Source organism: Corynebacterium sp. HMSC070E08 (assembly GCF_001808895.1).
Classification (GTDB): Bacteria; Actinomycetota; Actinomycetes; order Mycobacteriales; family Mycobacteriaceae; genus Corynebacterium; species Corynebacterium hiratae.
This window is the reverse complement of the sequence record NZ_KV794798.1, coordinates 130389-145043: the sequence shown is the minus strand read 5'-3', so window position 1 is coordinate 145043 and position 14655 is coordinate 130389. Positions and strand designations below refer to the sequence as shown.

The following is a 14655-nucleotide window of genomic DNA, read 5'->3' as shown; positions in this document are numbered from 1 at the left end:
CAGCGGTTGCTGCTGTTGGGAGCGGTTGTTGGGGAGTTGCGTCAGTGGTGTGGCAAAAGAGTTCAATGTTTCGTGTGTTGCTTCAGTGATTAGTGTTAAAGCGGAGGTAGTGTGGCGCGCATGAGCCATGCACGTCGCCTTGTTACCGCCGCCGTTACCGCAGTAGCGGCCGTGGCACTGTCCGTATCCACCGCCGTTGCCATCCCGTCCTACGCACCTTCCGGTGTGGATGTCTCCGGAAATAACCACGCGTCCCTTCGCGGAATCGATTGGGATGCCGTGAAGTCCGATGGCCAGTCCTATGCCTTCGTGAAGGCCACCGAGGGCGTCGGCTTTGTCAACAACCACTTCGTGCGCGATGCCAATGCCGCAGCAGCCGCTGGACTGAAGGTCGGCGCCTACCACTACGCGCGCCCGGCACGTGATGCCAAGCAGCAGGCGGCCAGCTTCGCCTCTCAGATCGCGCTGGTGCCGACGCAGACCCTGCCACCGGTGCTCGACATCGAGGTTGATGAGGGGCTGAGTGCCGACCAGCTTGCTGACTGGATTGATACCTTCATGACGGAGGTCAAGTCCCTGACCGGCCGCACGCCGATGCTGTACACCTACAAGTACTTCTGGATGGGCCAGATGGGGAACACCACGCGCTTCTCCGAGTACCCGCTGTGGTTGGCGGCTTACCAGGACACCGCACCGGACCCGGTCGGTGGCTGGGACAAGCTTGCCTTCTGGCAGCGCTCCGGCAGCGGCCGCGTAGCCGGCATTGAGACAGACGTTGACCTGAACCTCTTCAACGGCACTGAGGCGCAGCTGCACTCCTTCTCTGCTGGCAATTACATCGACTTCGGTGGCATCTTGGATGACCTGGTCATTCCGGGCGTTGACTTGGGTGATGACGCCGGCGTGCTGATTGCTGGAATCCTGGCACTGGCAGCAGGTGCGGCGGCCGTTCCCGCCGTGGCCGATGCCGCGAAGGATGCGGGTCTGGACGTGGATCCGACCGGGCTTGTGACGCAGGCAGAGAAGCTGCTCAATACCGGCGCCATTAGCGTTGATGACCTCAAGAGCCTGGCAAATAACGACGCCACCGTCGGCGACCTAGCCATCTTCCTGGATAACGCGCAGCACCTGCAGGACTTTGATGCCAACAACGTCAGCGAGCAGGACGTGGAGAATGCCAGCCGTGCCGCACGCAGTGCTGGTCACGCCGCGGGTGTGGAGATCCCGGCATTTGATTCCAAGCAGGTGGCGGACCTGCTTAAGAGCCTGCGCTAATCGTCGGCGGTTGCCGGGGCGTCGTGGCGGGGGCTCGTGCCGGTAAAGAAGCGGCGGGTCCAGGACTCGTCGCGGAAGTGCGCGGGCACCGCACCAGAGAGAAGCGGCTTGGCTAGGGCGGCGGCTTCGGGGGAGCCGTCGACAGGCAACTCGGTATCTGAGCCGATGAGGATGATGTTGCCGTAGCGCCGGCCTTTAAGCATGGGAGGGTCGGCGATAACGGCGACGTGTGCGAAGACTTCTGCCATTCCGGCTAGCTCCGCCTTTGCGCCTTGGAGATCGGAGTGGTCGCCGCAGTTGGCCACGTAGAGGCCACCAGGGGACAAGGTGGCGTGGGCGTGCAGGAAGAATTCTTGGGTGGTGAGGGGCTTCGGGGTTGTATCACCGGCGAAGACGTCTCGGATGATGACATCGAAGCGGTTCGGCGGGAACCCTTCTGTGACCTCCCGCGCCTCGCCGGTGCGGATTTTGACGCGGGGCGCGGAAGGAATATCGGCCAGTTCCCGGATGAGCTCGGCCAATTTGGCGTCGAGCTCGACGACGGTGTTGTGGGAATCCGGCCAGAGGTCAGCGAAGTAGCGGGGAAGAGAACAGCCACCGCCGCCCAGGTGGAGCAGACGTTTGCCAGGGGCGAGGTTCTCTACCGCAGCGGCAATCCAGCGCATGTACTCAAACTCGAGGGTGCGAGGTTCCTCAGGGATGAGGTGTGAGGATGGCACACCATTGACGTTGAGGATGAATGCACCGTCGCGGAAAGGATCCGGCTCGACGACGAGTTCGCCGGTGGAAATCTCGTAGGTGCCCGCGATGGAGTTGGTGGTGTTGCGCTTTCTGCCCATAGTGCCTCTTAGCTTAGGGAATAGGCTGCGTGGTTCGCGTGTTGGGGTATGGGGTAGACCGCGACTAGCCTAGGTGGGCGATAAAGAAACCAGAAGGGGAGAGCATGCGAGTATTGGTAGCCATGTCCGGCGGCGTCGATTCCTCGGTGGCTGCAGCACGCGCAGTGGAGGCGGGCCATGACGTCATTGGCGTGCACTTGGCCCTGCACAAGGATGCACAGCAGACCCGTGAGAAGGCACGCGGCTGTTGCTCCCTGGAGGATTCCGCCGATGCCCGCCGTATATGCGACAAACTCGGCATTCCCTTCTATGTATGGGACTTCTCCGAGGAGTTCAAGGAAGCCGTCATCGGGGATTTCGTGGACTCCTACGCCCGCGGTGAGACCCCGAATCCGTGCTTGCGTTGTAATGAGAAGATTAAGTTTGCTGCCCTTCTGCGCAAGGGCATGGCGCTGGGCTTTGATGCGGTGGCCACGGGCCACTACGCCACTATCGACGCGGACGGCTACATGCGCCGCTCTTTGGATGAGAACAAGGACCAGTCTTATGTGCTGGGCGTTATCACCAAGGAAGAGCTGGACCACTGCTTTTTCCCGATTGGCGATACCCCGAAGCCGCAGATCCGCGAGGAAGCCAAGCGCCATGGCTTCTCCACGGCGGCCAAGCCGGATTCCTATGACATCTGTTTCATTCCGGATGGCAATACTCAGGCCTTCCTGGGCCGTTCTATCGGCCTGCGCCCTGGCATGATCGTGGACACTGAGGGCAATGAGCTCAAGGAACACGATGGCGCGTGGAACTACACCATCGGCCAGCGCAAGGGCCTCGACATCAAGACGCCGACTGCCGACGGCTCCCCGCGCTACGTCACCGACATCGACGCGGCCACCGGTACCGTCACCGTGGGATCGCGTGCCGACTTGGCCGTGACCCGCATTGAGGCCGATCGCCTGAAGTACCTGCACCCGGTTATGGAAGGTGACTTCGACTGCGAGGTGCAGGTGCGCGCCCACGGCTCTGTCGTTCCCTGCCGCGCTCACGTGGACCGCGAGGCCGACCGCATGACGCTGGAACTGAAGGAGCCTCTTTCCGGTGTGGCTCGTGGCCAGGCGGCTGTGCTCTATCTGCCGAGCCCGGACGAGCTGGGCGATATCGTGCTGGGCTCCGGCACCATCTGCGGGACCGAGTAGTTTTAGCGAAGCACGCAGTCAGCGATGAGTCGGTCGAGTGCCCGAATATCGACTTTGGGCCCGATGTTGATTTTGAAATGGCCAGCCCGTGTCCAGAGCTCCAGTTCAGCATTCACGTCTAGGAGCTTCCCTGCATTCTCCGTCGACCACATATTAATGGAGGAGTAAGGGAGAGAATAGATTTCGACTTTCTTTCCAGTGAGACCTTGAGAATCTCGGATAATCAATCGGTGGCTAGTGAAGACGGCTGCGTCTCGGACAGTTTTAAATGCGCAAATGGGTTTTTCGTTGGCTGCGAGAATTGACGGAATGTCGCTCGGAATCTCGCAAGGAGAATAGAAGGTCCAGCCAGAAAACTGTTCAAGTGCCACAGGAGTATCCTTTGCCTCTTCGACTTAGTGGTTTGTGAATTGCATTATAGATGTCGCAGTAGTCTTTGATTCGGTATTAAAAGAAAAACATTCGGGAAGGAGAACAGATGACGGGATTCGCCCTTGGCCCCATGCCGGGTACCTCCATGACGGAGGCAGCGGACATCATCATGGGGGAGACCGAGCTTCCCGCCATCCCGCAGCTGCCCGAGCGTGGACTGGGTTCCGATGCGGTGGGCCGCACGGCCAGCATGCTGGAGGCTATCTCCATCGACCGCGGCCCGCGCTCGTGGCGCATGACGGCGCGCCCGCAGCTTCTCACCCGCCGCGCGTGGGACCGCTTGGAGCGCGATATCGACGAGGTCCAGGAAGTCTGGGGCGAAACCGTGCCCCGCGTCAAGGTGCAAGCACTCGGCCCGTGGTCGCTCGCGGCGAGCATTGAGCTTTCCGACGGCCACCGCGTCCTCACCGACCGCGGCGCCTTCAACGAACTTGCGGAGTCACTTCTCTATGGCCTCCGTGCTCACGCCGCGGATGTCGCGCGCCGCTTCCACGGGGAGGTCGTCGTCCAACTCGACGAACCACTCCTCGCAGACGTTATCGCCGGCCGAATCCCCGGCACCACCGACTTCGATACCATTCCGGCGGTCCCAGATGAGGTAGCTCTTGAGCAGCTCCTTGTCTTCGAGGCCGACTACCTGCACGCCCCGCCGCTGTGGTCAGTCGCGCCCGCAGCCACGACCTTCCTCACGGATTTCCGTGGTCTGGAGACCCCGCGCCACCTGGACGGCTTGGGCGAGCACCTCAACGCGGGCCACCGCATTGGTCTGGGCCTTGAAGGTTTCGATGCCCGCGCGGAGGCCATTGCGCTGGCCCGGCATCTCGACCGCATCGGCATGCCGCGCGAGCTCCTCGTCGACCGTTTCGACGTCTATCCCGTCAAGGCTTCCGCTCGTTCTCTGCGCTCGGTTAACGAGACCGCCGGCATTCTCATCCGCGATGCTGGGGATCTCTAATTGAGCTTTCACCTGACCTAGGCCTCGAATATGAACCAGAACAGGCTAGATATCTATTGCAGCATGCTTTCTTTTGAAGGATAATCCCTGATTAAATCCCTCGTTGTCCTAGAGAAAGAACCACCTGCCATGCCAGAGTTCACAGCACAGGTTAAAGCGTTACGTTCGATGATCGAGTCCGGAGAGCTCGTCTCCGAAGATGCCGATGACCTAATCCAACTTGCCAAGCCAGGCGTCGTCCTTCCCTACTCCAACGGCACTCCCACCGAACATGGCTCGTACTTCGGAGGTAGACCGTATCTTCCGGAAGGTTCGACATGGCCCATTTCAAAGAACGGTCAGCCATTACTCCATATCATTCAGCTAAATTTTGCCGATATTGTCTGTCATGTGCGTGCGGAGGGGGCGTCGGAAAGCGAAGCAACTCTCGACGGATTGATTCCGGAGTCAGGAATTTTTCAACTCTTCGTCGGTGCTGATCCGTTCTTCGGCGGTTTCGATTCGGATTCGCCTGGCGATGGCATGGAAATTCGCTATATCCCTGAGCCTGCGGAAGGCTTTGGCAACCACAGCTTTCCTGGACCTCATACCGCGGAGCCTGCTGCCTTCGATGAAAAGCACGAGGATTTTTGTTCCCCGTTTAGCAAGGATCTTGGGGAGGTTATGAACTCTCCGATCTCCTTGTCTAGTGCAGTGGCAATGGTCCCTCCCACCGACTATGCAGTGTACGAGGCTTTGAAGTCTAGAAAAGGCGATGACTTTCTTGAAGAGTTTGATTACTTTGACGAGCTGGTTGAGTTGCGAGCCGCAGCCAGAAACCAAAGCGACATTATGCTTGGCGGTTTCCCAGCCTTCGCACAAGACCCTACGCAGCCTGAAGGGTACGTTCACTTCCTAGAAATCGATTCCACATATCTGGAAGAAGAAGAGCTTCCTTTCGAGGCCATGTGGGGTGACCTCGGTGTGGCCCACGTATTTCTGCACCCGGACGCATTGAAGAAAATGCAGGCTGGCGAGGCTGTCGTGTACCGCTCCGAAAACACTGGCAGGGCCGATGGTGCTGTCTTTTACTGGGATTGCGGCTAGTTTTGCTTCCCCAATTTCCCTTTTAATCAATCCTCCCCAGGCTGTCCGTCGCGGTGAAGTAGGCCTCCATATAAGGGATGACGAACTGGAGTTGGCCGTGTGCGGTGGGCTCGATCAGGTCGGCGTCGATAAGCCTTTGGCGCGTGGCCGACAGTGAGCGCACCGTCCGGTCCTGGTGAGCGGCGATGTTCTTGATTTCCGCCGTGCCGTTCTCCATAACCGCGCTCATCGCTTCGAGGAAGAGGCGCTGCGCTGGCGGAAGCGCCAGGGTAGCGGGCTGGTGGACCTGGGCGCCGAGAACCGAGATCGCCTCGGCTGACACTGCCGCGACGTCACCCTCCTCGATGCGGCTTCCACCCTCGCGCTGCGCCTTTCCCCAGGCCAATGAGCCCACCAGCTGCACCATGTAGGGGTAGCCTCGGGACAGCCGCACCGCAGCCGCAACCGCATCCTCGGTGAATTCGAGTCCGGACTGCGCCGCGGTTTCTGTGAAGGCCACCTTGGCGTTCGCGGGGGAGAGCGGCCCCAGAACGAACTTCTGCGCGCGGCGCAGGAAGGTCACACCCGGCAGGTCCAGCAGGCGGTTGACTCCCTGCGGAAGGCCCGCGGCGACAATAGCGACATCGAGCTCATCGCGCACCAAGTCTTGGTAGGTCACGGCCAGGGAGGTGAGGTCCTCGGCGTCTGCGTCCTGCACTTCATCGATGGTGAGCAGTACGCCAGTGCCTTTGAGCAGGCCTAAAAGCTCGCGCAGGCGGGTGTTCAACGTCGGTTTATAGGCTTCCTCGGTGTTGTGCTGGATGCCGATGGTTGCCAGGCCGCCAATACCGACGCGGTTGACCTTGCTCTTATCCGCCGGGGCAAGCTTGTCTATGATGCGCGGGATGGTGGTGTCCACGAGTTCCTCCACCAAGGAGCTGCGTCCCGAGGCCCGCAGGGTAATCCACCCGCGGCTAGAAGCGATATCTTCGAGCTCATTGAGCAAAACCGTCTTACCGATACCGCGGGCACCGCTGATGATGAGCGAGCGGCCCGGGCTGCCCGGCTGGGAGTCGAGTGCAGCCCGGAAGGTGTCGAGCACTGCCGTGCGCCCAACCCAAAAGAGTGGTGGAACGCCGAAGGTGGGGCGGAATGGGTTCTCATGTGGGGACATAGTCTCAATCCTAGGGCATTGGGAGATTTGGGAGACTTTTCTAAAAGCGGAGATTTGGGAGACTTTCGTCCCCCAGGTGGAATTAGGCGTCCCGCCCCGCCCGAATGGCGCCGACGATGTCAAAATCGCCGTTTATAGCTATAGGGTCACGCTGGGTGAGCTCCGCGAGCTTTTCCTGGACGCTGGGACGCGGCGAAAATTCAGGGCGTGAAGCTGTGGTTGTCAGGAGATCGCGCAGGTAGTTTTCCAAAGAAACCCCAGCGGCGTCAGCGCGCTTCTGAAGGGTGGCAATTACGGAGGGATTGACGTCGTGGATATGGACCGTGCGGTAAGCGGGAGCAGTCATAACGTCAGTGTACGGGAGGACTTAGATTGTGCTTGCGGGCTTCGAATCCATAGCCCGCCAGGCCACCGCACCGGCGTACACAGCACATGCGGCGACGAGGCCATACCACCAGAAGAAGTGGAGGTCCGCATTCCAGGGCAAGGTATATCCGATGAGCACGATGACGATGGCAGTGATTGCTACGGAAATAACGCGCGAGGCTGTCTTCCCTGGGGTGGTGAATGCCTTCCATGCGGACCATAGAAGGGAGGCGATGATAACGATCATGCTGATGGTGAGTAACACGGTGTCTCCTTAGGATCCGAGCTCGTCGAATAGAGCTTGGGCGAGGTCTTCGGTACCGGCGAGGGAATCGTTGTTGGCGAAGGCAGCGCGTTTGGTCTCTGGTTCGATGATGAGCATCGTCGAGTAACCGTATGTACCGCCGTTGTGCCAGTACCCAGCATTGTTTTCGCTGGGGGGCTGCCAGCCGAAGTCGGTATCGCCGTTGTCCATGAACCACTCGGCGAACTTGGCCATGTCACTTGCCGTGGAGCGGATGGCTCCCGCGGGTGCGGAGCCTTCCATCTCCCACGGCTCAGCGTGGCGGCCGGTGGGGGTTAGGCCGCGTGGAGCGTCGTCAGGCACAGAGCCCGGCGTCATGAGATAGGTTTCTGTCATGCCAGCTGGCTCGAAGATGCGTTCTTTGAGCATCTGTTCATAAGGTTGCCCGTCAACGGTCTCGAGCATGTGGCCCAGGAGCCCATAGCCAAGGTTTGAATAGGATTCTTTACCGCGGTCTTTTAGTTCGGCCTCCGTGGCGGCAGCCACGATGTCCTCAATGGTCTCACCTTCATAGGGGTTCGAGCCGGTGACACCCGAGGCGAGATTGCTGAGGAGGCTCGCGCTCGCCAGTCGCGGTAGGCCAGAGGTGTGGTCGAGCAATTCTTGGACGGTGACGTCAGCGACGGGCGCATCGCCAACATTGAGGACCTCGCCCACAGTGGTGTCAGTTCTCAGTTTTTCCTCTTCGACGAGCTGGTGGGCCAGTTCGCCAGTGAACATCTTGGTCACGGAGCCGATTTCGACCTCCGTGTGCTCGTCGCTGCCCAGTCCCGCAAAGGTGACCTTGCCGTCCTGGAGGGTAAAGGCAGTGAGGTTGTGGAAGCCGGACTCTGAGTGCTCTTTCAACTGGGCAGCTAAGGCTTCGTCACCAGTTTTGTCTTTTGCCAGGGTAATCCTTTGCGGCCCTGTGATGAGCAGGATGGCTGCAACGGCAATGGCAGCGATGACGGCTAGGGACATTCTACGCATTAGTGGTCCTCGCTCGCGGTGATGATGGTGAGAAGGGGGATAACTCGGGCGGGGCGGATGGAATACTCGCCGCCAGACTTCGTGGTCCAGCCGGCATGGGTCAGCGCGCTCAAGTGGTGGTAGGCGGTGCCGGTAGAGGAGACGATGTCTTCTTCGACAAGCTCTGCGGCTGTCGCGGGTGCGGCGAGCAGGCGGCGCAGGATTTCGCCGCGGACTGGATGGGCAAGAGCGGATAGGCGCTCGAGGTTTTCTGCCCAATCCTCGTCGGTGACGAAGTTCGTGGGGCGCTGCCATTGATAGGCATAAGTGCGCTTGCCGACGTTTATGTTGCCGCCAAAGATGATGGAGCCGTCGGGAAGCTGCTCGTTGGGTGCGAGGGCGTCGACCAGCCAGTAGGCCGAGCCTTCTTCCGCGGTGGATGCGGGGCCGGCGTCGGTGGGCGTGGTGCGCCCCTCAAGCGCGGCGACGCGCGCTTCGAGTTCGGCGAGGCGTGCTTCGACTGTCGTTTCCATGGTTTCTAGAATTCCAGAACTCTAGAAAACTGGCAAGTGCTATTTGGGTGAGGGGGTGGGAGTTAAGAAATCATCGGCCACGCGGTGGAGACATCCGAGGCGTCCCGCCCGCGGCCTTCCAGGTACTTCTTGAAGGATTCGCGGTCCTTGTACCACTCGACGGCCTGGTACTCCATGAGCTCGTTGGTATCCATCTGGGCTAGCTCAGGGAAGTGCTGGCGCACCTGCTTCCAGGCCACGCGGGCGGCCGCGAGGGCGTCGGCAGTCGCCTCATGCGCGTTGCTCAATTCCACGCCGTAATGGGCGGAGACCTCCTCCAAGGTGCGCTTGCCCTTGCGCCACTTATCCTTAACGCGGTCGATAACGAAAGGATCGAACACCGGGCCGTTGACCGTGAAGTCCCCGGTCAGCGCGCGCAGTACGGAGAGATCGTAGGCGGCGTTGTAGACGATGAGCGTGAGCCCCTCGTCCCAGGCCTTATAGATGGAATCGACCGTCTCCTTGAGCACCTCCTCGTGGGGGCGACCTTCCGCGCGGGCCTTCTCAGTAGTGATGCCGTGAATCTTGGCGGCTTCCTCGGGGATCTCCACGCCGGGGTCAGCGAGCATTTCCCGCTTGTCTACTTCACGCCCGTCGATACGCACCAGGGCAGAGGTGACGATGCGGGCTTCTTTGGGCTTCACGGAGGTGGTTTCGAGGTCGAAGGAGAGCATGCGGGTGGCGTCGAAGTTCATGGACAACACTCTAGCGCCCGGCTCGGACACGCACTGTGGAAGTGCTGCAGAATGACGGACGAACTCTTGCAGAATGACCATCCGCAGGTCATAGGCATGTCCGGTAGCCCCGCTACACTAGTGACTCGTGAGTGATGCAGTAGATATCCAACGCGAATGGTCCGAGCTTGCCCAGGAAGTGCGCAAGCACCGTGAGTTGTACTACAACGGTGAGCCGTCAATCCCGGATGCGGACTTTGACGCGCTCTTCCAGCGCTTGCTGGCGCTTGAGGCGGAGCACCCGGAGCTGCAGACCCCGGATTCGCCAACCCAGCAGGTCGGTGCTGCGCCGGAAGGTGCTGTCGACATCGAGCACCTGGAGCGCCTGTACAGCTTGGACAACGTCTTCAGTGCGGATGAGCTGCAGGACTGGCTGGACCGCACGCCGGCCGAGGCTTATCTGACCGAGCTCAAGATTGATGGCCTGTCCATTGATTTGGTCTACCGCGATGGCAAGCTCGCCACGGCCGCCACACGCGGTGATGGTCGTGTGGGCGAGGACATCACCGCCAATGCACGCGTTATCCCCGATATCCCGCACGAGCTGACGGGTACCAAAGAGTATCCGGTGCCGTCCCTGGTGGAGGTCCGCGGCGAGGTGTACATGCGCCCGGATGAGTTTGAGGAGATCAACTCCGCGCGCCGCGAAGACGGCAAGCCCACCTTTGCCAACCCCCGCAACGCGGCGGCAGGCGGGCTGCGCATGAAGGATCCGGAGGACGTCAAGAAGCGCCGGCTCCACATGGTCTGTCACGGCATTGGCGCGCGCGAGGGATTCCAGCCCACCTCGCAGCACGATGCTTACAAGGCCCTAGAGGCTTGGGGATTTCCGGTGTCTCCCTATACCCAGCGGGTCACCACAGCCAAGGAGGTACAAGAGCGGGTCACGTACTGGGAGGAGCACCGCCACGATGCCTACTTTGAAATGGACGGGCTTGTCATCAAGGTCGATGACCTGGCCAGCCAGCGCGCCTTGGGCGCGACTTCGCGCGCGCCGCGCTGGGCTATTGCCTATAAATACCCGCCGGAGGAGGTCACCACCAAGCTGCTCAACATCGAGGTCGGTGTGGGACGTACCGGGCGCGTGACGCCTTTCGCCATCATGGAGCCGGTCTTCGTCTCCGGCTCGACCGTTTCCATGGCCACCCTGCACAACCAATTCGAGGTCAAGAACAAGAATGTCCTCATCGGGGATACCATCATCATCCGCAAGGCCGGAGAGATCATCCCTGAGGTCCTCGGCCCCGTTCTGGACAAGCGCGATGGCAGCGAGACTGAATGGGTCTTTCCGGAGAATTGCCCTGCCTGTGGTACGAAGCTGGCTCCGCAGAAGGAAGGCGACCAGGACTGGCGCTGCCCGAACACTCGTAGCTGCCCGGCCCAGCTGGCGGCACGCCTGGAATACCTGGCCTCCCGCAAGGCGCTCGACATTGGCGAGCTGGGGGAGAAGGCTGCCGCGGATCTGATTTCCTCCGGAGTGCTCAAGGATGAGGCGGACCTCTTCGATCTCGATGAACAAGCACTCCTCAAATCCTCGGTCTACACCACGCAGAAGGGCGCGCTCAATGCTTCGGGTAAGAAGCTGCTGGAGAACCTCAAGACGGCCCGCCAGGCTGAATTCTGGAGGGTGCTCGTCGCGCTGTCGATCCGCCACGTCGGCCCCATTGCGGCACGTGCACTAGCCACCCGCTTTGGCTCCATGGAAGTGCTGCGCGCAGCATCGGTCGAGGAGCTGGCGGATACCGATGGTGTGGGCACCATCATCGCGGAATCCTTCAAGCAGTGGTTCGAGGTGGATTGGCACGACAACATCGTGCAGAAGTGGACCGCCGCCGGGGTCACCATGGAGGAGGAAGCCAGCGATAAGCCGGCGCAGACCCTTGAAGGCATCACCGTGGTGGTGACCGGTACCTTGGAGAACTTCACTCGTGATTCGGCCAAGGAGGCCATTATCACCCGCGGCGGAAAGGCATCCGGTTCGGTGTCTAAGAAGACGAACTACGTCGTGGTCGGAGAGAATGCCGGATCCAAGGAACAGAAGGCCCGCGATCTGGGGCTGACCATCCTGGATGAAGAGGGCTTCACCCGTCTGCTGGAAACGGGCGAGGCATGAAGCTAGCCGCCTTCGACCTCGACGGCACCATCTACTTCGATGGGTATATGCCTGAGGAAGTCCCAGAGGCCATTGCGCAGTGGCGCGCTGCGGGCAACCTCGCCGTCGTGGCCACGGGTAAGTCGTCGCACTCGGCGCGGCGTGCGCTTGAGCCTTTCGGTGTCGACTTCGATTACTTCCTGCTGTGCAACGGCACCGTCATCATGGATGGCGACTATGAACTGCTCTACGAAAACCACGTGCCGCCCGAGGTGGTCCGTGCTGTGTATGAGCGGGTTCGTGATATTCCGAAGCTCGACCTGTATTGCACGCGCTTGGAAGGCCCCGACGGCCACCTCGTGCGCAACGTGGAGGGCGTGCACAATCCCATCATCAGCGAGCCCGTTCCAGTTTCACCCGAGCACATCGAAAAAGAAGTCTTCCCCCTCGTCGCCGCCTGGACGCCGGGTAACCCAGAGCTACAGAAAGAGATTGCGCAGTGGGTGACGGACCGCTTTCCCGTCGGCACCGCGATGAACCGAAACTTCTTCGATATCACGCCGCCCGGCCACAACAAGGGCTTCGCCTTGACTTGGCTGCTTGAACATCTTAGCCGCGAGCGTTCCGAGATTGAGCTCATCACCTTAGGTGATGGTCACAATGACCTGCCTATGCACGCGCTTGCCGACGTCTCCCTGACCTTCCCCTGGGCGCAACCCGACATCCAGGAGGCGTGCACCGCGGTGGTGGACTCGGCCGTGAAAGGTCTAATACACTACGGGGCATGAAGATTGCGGCTTTGGACATGGATGGAACCGTTTACGTCAACGAAGACATAACTGAGGCCGTAAAGGAAGCCATCACCGCGTGGCGGGACGCTGGCAATCTCGCCATCTCCGCGACGGGCAAGTCCATCGCCAATGCACGCAACACGCTCGAGCCATTCGGCGTGGAGCTGGATTATCACGTGCTCTACAACGGCACTGTCATCACAGACGGCGATTACTCCATCCTCCACGAGGAGCACCTGCCCAGTGATATCGTCCAAGCCGTCATCGACCGTTTCACCGGGTTGCCGTTGAACATCTACCTCACTGGCTTGTCTGGAGCCGACCAGGTGGCGTGGGACGGTCTGGCTGGCCGGGAATCCTCGATGGTGGCGAATACGGAAGTGGTGGATCCGGGGGACGTCGCCAAGCGCAGCACCGTTCTCATGTCCCTGTGGATTCCAGGCAACGCTGAGTTGCGCCGCGAGGTGGACGAGTGGGTCCGTGCGCATTGTGCAGTCGAGTCCTCGTTCAACTGTGACTTTTACGACATCATGCCGCCCGGACACAACAAGGGCGAGGGCTTGACGCGGTTGCTTGGCCACCTCGGTCACGAAGGAGCTGAACTCTACACCTTCGGCGATAGCTTCAATGACCTCTCGATGCATTCCATCGCCACCGAGTCCTTCACGTTCCCGGGAACGCAGATTACCGACGAGGTGGACCACGTGGTTCCTGACGTCGCCGCGGGACTCAACGCATTGCTAACTAGGTGAGGAAGGCGCCCAAGATAGCGCCCAAGTCACCCAAGTGCTCGACCTCGGAGGCAAGGTAGTCCGGCCCGCCGACGCGTCCCATGACGACGACATACTTCGTGCCCACGAGGGGAGCGGCAGCCAGCGCGGATTCGATCAGCGTCCACGACTCAGGAATCCACGTGTCCTTCTCCGGATTGAGAACGCGCGCCGAGGTGATGTTGAGATCGGTCGGGATCGAGCCGTCGTCGGCAGGTGCAGCGTCGGAGGCAGCGATGCGGCTAATCTTGTCGTCGTTCGCAATGACGATGGCCCAGTTGGAGGTCAGCGCCTTCGGGATTGCTGCACACACCTCCTTCATAGCGGCGGTCACGTTGCGTTGTGAGGCAACCTTAGCCAGCACGTGGATCTGCCCACGGCGGTCAACGCGTCCACTGAAGGGGCGGATGGAGTCAACTTCTACGCCTTCCACGGTCTGTGCAGCGGTGATGATCTCATCAGCCATGGTGGACTGGGGGAGATCGAGGACGATGTCATCCATGACTGTGCCGTCCGGGAAGTTTTCCACGATATCGACGGAACGAATATCGGCCTCGATGCTGCCCATCGCGTTGGCGAGGAGGCCAAGGCTGCCGGGAGTGTCAGGGAGGAGGACACGGACGAGGTACGACATATCGTTCTTTCTGGGGGAAGATGACTAGGTAGGGAAATCGCTGATGCGAATAGTTTGTACAACTTGATCGATGGTACCCAACGTATCGAATACTATTCAATAGCTTCAGTGGTGTGTAGGGGGAGGAGTGGTGGTGGCGTGGCACCAGCCGTGCAGTACCATGGGTGCTTAGCTATCAACCGTCTCAATGAATAAAAGGATGGAGTTCGCGTGTCTGATATTTCGCGTGACGAGGTCGCGCACCTGGCAAAGCTGTCGCGATTGGCCCTGAGCGAGGAAGAACTAAAACAGTTCGCCGCGCAGATCGACGAGATCGTGGACTCGGTGTCCGCGGTTGGCAAGGTCGAGGCTGAAGGTGTGGAGCCGATGTCGCACCCGCACTCCGTTAACGCCCCGATGCGTGAGGATGTCATCGTGCGCACCCTCACCGCTGAGCAGGCTCTGGATCAGGCGCCCGCGACCGAGGATGACCGCTTCATGGTTCCGCAGATTCTGGGTGGAGGAGACGAATAAG

The 14655-nt window shown here is 60.4% G+C and carries 17 protein-coding genes; 8 read left to right on the top strand and 9 right to left on the bottom strand.

The genetic code is table 11. The features are described from left to right. Nucleotides 1-120 precede the first annotated feature (120 nt). Complete coding sequence (locus tag HMPREF2526_RS12265; RefSeq protein WP_049157245.1) at nt 121-1275, top strand: glycoside hydrolase family 25 protein; 1155 nt, start codon at nt 121-123, stop codon at nt 1273-1275. On the opposite strand, the gene HMPREF2526_RS12260 is transcribed toward HMPREF2526_RS12265, so the two are convergent. Next, the gene (locus HMPREF2526_RS12260) at nt 1272-2114 is read right to left on the bottom strand and encodes a spermidine synthase (protein WP_070547395.1); all 843 of its coding nucleotides are present in this window, start codon (nt 2112-2114) and stop codon (nt 1272-1274) included. The two genes, HMPREF2526_RS12265 and HMPREF2526_RS12260, sit on opposite strands and share 4 nt — an antisense overlap. Before the next feature lie 104 nt (nt 2115-2218). Between HMPREF2526_RS12260 and mnmA the strand changes: the two genes are divergently transcribed. Beyond that, nucleotides 2219-3304: a tRNA 2-thiouridine(34) synthase MnmA gene (gene mnmA, locus HMPREF2526_RS12255; RefSeq protein WP_070547394.1), complete on the top strand. Its 1086-nt coding sequence runs from the start codon at nt 2219-2221 to the stop codon at nt 3302-3304. A gap of 2 nt (nt 3305-3306) precedes the next feature. Here the strand turns inward: mnmA and HMPREF2526_RS12250 are convergent, their stop codons facing one another. Continuing rightward, nucleotides 3307-3675, bottom strand: a complete 369-nt coding sequence (locus HMPREF2526_RS12250) for a PH domain-containing protein (RefSeq protein ID WP_046649328.1) — start codon at nt 3673-3675, stop codon at nt 3307-3309. Between the two features lie 107 nt (nt 3676-3782). On the opposite strand from HMPREF2526_RS12250, the gene HMPREF2526_RS12245 reads away from it, so the two are divergent. Together HMPREF2526_RS12245 and HMPREF2526_RS12240 are read left to right on the top strand one after the other, a co-directional pair. Continuing rightward, the gene (locus tag HMPREF2526_RS12245; RefSeq protein ID WP_070547393.1) at nt 3783-4691 is read left to right on the top strand and encodes a uroporphyrinogen decarboxylase/cobalamine-independent methonine synthase family protein; all 909 of its coding nucleotides are present in this window, start codon (nt 3783-3785) and stop codon (nt 4689-4691) included. Nucleotides 4692-4820: 129 nt separating this feature from the next. After that, on the top strand, nt 4821-5777 hold the full coding sequence (locus HMPREF2526_RS12240; RefSeq protein ID WP_046649330.1) for a DUF1963 domain-containing protein: 957 nt from the start codon (nt 4821-4823) through the stop codon (nt 5775-5777). 22 nt (nt 5778-5799) lie between these two features. Here HMPREF2526_RS12240 and HMPREF2526_RS12235 read toward each other — a convergent pair whose 3' ends face one another. The 6 genes from HMPREF2526_RS12235 to HMPREF2526_RS12210 all read right to left on the bottom strand — a co-directional run bounded on the left by HMPREF2526_RS12235 (nt 5800) and on the right by HMPREF2526_RS12210 (nt 9815). Beyond that, complete coding sequence (locus HMPREF2526_RS12235; RefSeq protein WP_046649331.1) at nt 5800-6930, bottom strand: ATP-binding protein; 1131 nt, start codon at nt 6928-6930, stop codon at nt 5800-5802. A gap of 82 nt (nt 6931-7012) precedes the next feature. Next, on the bottom strand, nt 7013-7276 hold the full coding sequence (locus HMPREF2526_RS12230) for a hypothetical protein (RefSeq protein WP_070515603.1): 264 nt from the start codon (nt 7274-7276) through the stop codon (nt 7013-7015). A gap of 21 nt (nt 7277-7297) precedes the next feature. After that, nucleotides 7298-7561 (bottom strand): hypothetical protein, encoded by a 264-nt coding sequence (locus HMPREF2526_RS12225; protein ID WP_070547392.1) that lies wholly within the window; start codon nt 7559-7561, stop codon nt 7298-7300. A 9-nt stretch (nt 7562-7570) separates the two neighbouring features. Further along, entirely contained in the window at nt 7571-8569 is a 999-nt protein-coding gene (locus tag HMPREF2526_RS12220; RefSeq protein WP_070547391.1) for a serine hydrolase domain-containing protein, read from the bottom strand. Continuing rightward, on the bottom strand, nt 8569-9081 hold the full coding sequence (locus HMPREF2526_RS12215; RefSeq protein ID WP_049157229.1) for an ArsR/SmtB family transcription factor: 513 nt from the start codon (nt 9079-9081) through the stop codon (nt 8569-8571). The genes HMPREF2526_RS12220 and HMPREF2526_RS12215 overlap by 1 nt, the downstream gene beginning before the upstream one ends. Before the next feature lie 62 nt (nt 9082-9143). Continuing rightward, the gene (locus HMPREF2526_RS12210) at nt 9144-9815 is read right to left on the bottom strand and encodes a 3'-5' exonuclease (RefSeq protein ID WP_070515611.1); all 672 of its coding nucleotides are present in this window, start codon (nt 9813-9815) and stop codon (nt 9144-9146) included. A gap of 127 nt (nt 9816-9942) precedes the next feature. Here HMPREF2526_RS12210 and ligA point away from each other — a divergent pair, with 127 nt between their 5' ends. Genes ligA through HMPREF2526_RS12195 form a run of 3 tightly spaced genes read left to right on the top strand, consistent with a single transcriptional unit; the run spans nt 9943 to nt 13489 of the window. Then, nucleotides 9943-11967, top strand: coding sequence for an NAD-dependent DNA ligase LigA (gene ligA / locus HMPREF2526_RS12205; RefSeq protein ID WP_070515613.1), 2025 nt, complete (start codon nt 9943-9945; stop codon nt 11965-11967). Further along, complete coding sequence (locus HMPREF2526_RS12200; RefSeq protein ID WP_070547390.1) at nt 11964-12734, top strand: HAD family hydrolase; 771 nt, start codon at nt 11964-11966, stop codon at nt 12732-12734. The genes ligA and HMPREF2526_RS12200 overlap by 4 nt, the downstream gene beginning before the upstream one ends. Then, complete coding sequence (locus tag HMPREF2526_RS12195; protein ID WP_070547389.1) at nt 12731-13489, top strand: HAD family hydrolase; 759 nt, start codon at nt 12731-12733, stop codon at nt 13487-13489. The genes HMPREF2526_RS12200 and HMPREF2526_RS12195 overlap by 4 nt, the downstream gene beginning before the upstream one ends. Here the strand turns inward: HMPREF2526_RS12195 and HMPREF2526_RS12190 are convergent. Continuing rightward, entirely contained in the window at nt 13482-14141 is a 660-nt protein-coding gene (locus HMPREF2526_RS12190; RefSeq protein WP_046649342.1) for an ACT domain-containing protein, read from the bottom strand. The genes HMPREF2526_RS12195 and HMPREF2526_RS12190 overlap by 8 nt on opposite strands. Before the next feature lie 210 nt (nt 14142-14351). Between HMPREF2526_RS12190 and gatC the strand changes: the two genes are divergently transcribed. Continuing rightward, nucleotides 14352-14654: an Asp-tRNA(Asn)/Glu-tRNA(Gln) amidotransferase subunit GatC gene (gatC, locus tag HMPREF2526_RS12185; protein WP_046649343.1), complete on the top strand. Its 303-nt coding sequence runs from the start codon at nt 14352-14354 to the stop codon at nt 14652-14654. The last annotated feature ends 1 nt before the right edge of the window (nt 14655 follow it).

What these genes read in the sequence shown, in the direction of transcription:
- HMPREF2526_RS12265 (WP_049157245.1), top strand. Translation starts at nt 121, where the DNA reads ATGAGCCATGCACGTCGCCTTGTTACCGCCGCCGTTACCGCAGTAGCG.
- HMPREF2526_RS12260 (WP_070547395.1), bottom strand. Translation starts at nt 2,114, where the DNA reads ATGGGCAGAAAGCGCAACACCACCAACTCCATCGCGGGCACCTACGAG.
- mnmA (WP_070547394.1), top strand. Translation starts at nt 2,219, where the DNA reads ATGCGAGTATTGGTAGCCATGTCCGGCGGCGTCGATTCCTCGGTGGCT.
- HMPREF2526_RS12245 (WP_070547393.1), top strand. Translation starts at nt 3,783, where the DNA reads ATGACGGGATTCGCCCTTGGCCCCATGCCGGGTACCTCCATGACGGAG.
- HMPREF2526_RS12240 (WP_046649330.1), top strand. Translation starts at nt 4,821, where the DNA reads ATGCCAGAGTTCACAGCACAGGTTAAAGCGTTACGTTCGATGATCGAG.
- HMPREF2526_RS12235 (WP_046649331.1), bottom strand. Translation starts at nt 6,930, where the DNA reads ATGTCCCCACATGAGAACCCATTCCGCCCCACCTTCGGCGTTCCACCA.
- HMPREF2526_RS12230 (WP_070515603.1), bottom strand. Translation starts at nt 7,276, where the DNA reads ATGACTGCTCCCGCTTACCGCACGGTCCATATCCACGACGTCAATCCC.
- HMPREF2526_RS12220 (WP_070547391.1), bottom strand. Translation starts at nt 8,569, where the DNA reads ATGCGTAGAATGTCCCTAGCCGTCATCGCTGCCATTGCCGTTGCAGCC.
- HMPREF2526_RS12215 (WP_049157229.1), bottom strand. Translation starts at nt 9,081, where the DNA reads ATGGAAACGACAGTCGAAGCACGCCTCGCCGAACTCGAAGCGCGCGTC.
- HMPREF2526_RS12210 (WP_070515611.1), bottom strand. Translation starts at nt 9,815, where the DNA reads ATGAACTTCGACGCCACCCGCATGCTCTCCTTCGACCTCGAAACCACC.
- HMPREF2526_RS12200 (WP_070547390.1), top strand. Translation starts at nt 11,964, where the DNA reads ATGAAGCTAGCCGCCTTCGACCTCGACGGCACCATCTACTTCGATGGG.
- HMPREF2526_RS12195 (WP_070547389.1), top strand. Translation starts at nt 12,731, where the DNA reads ATGAAGATTGCGGCTTTGGACATGGATGGAACCGTTTACGTCAACGAA.
- HMPREF2526_RS12190 (WP_046649342.1), bottom strand. Translation starts at nt 14,141, where the DNA reads ATGTCGTACCTCGTCCGTGTCCTCCTCCCTGACACTCCCGGCAGCCTT.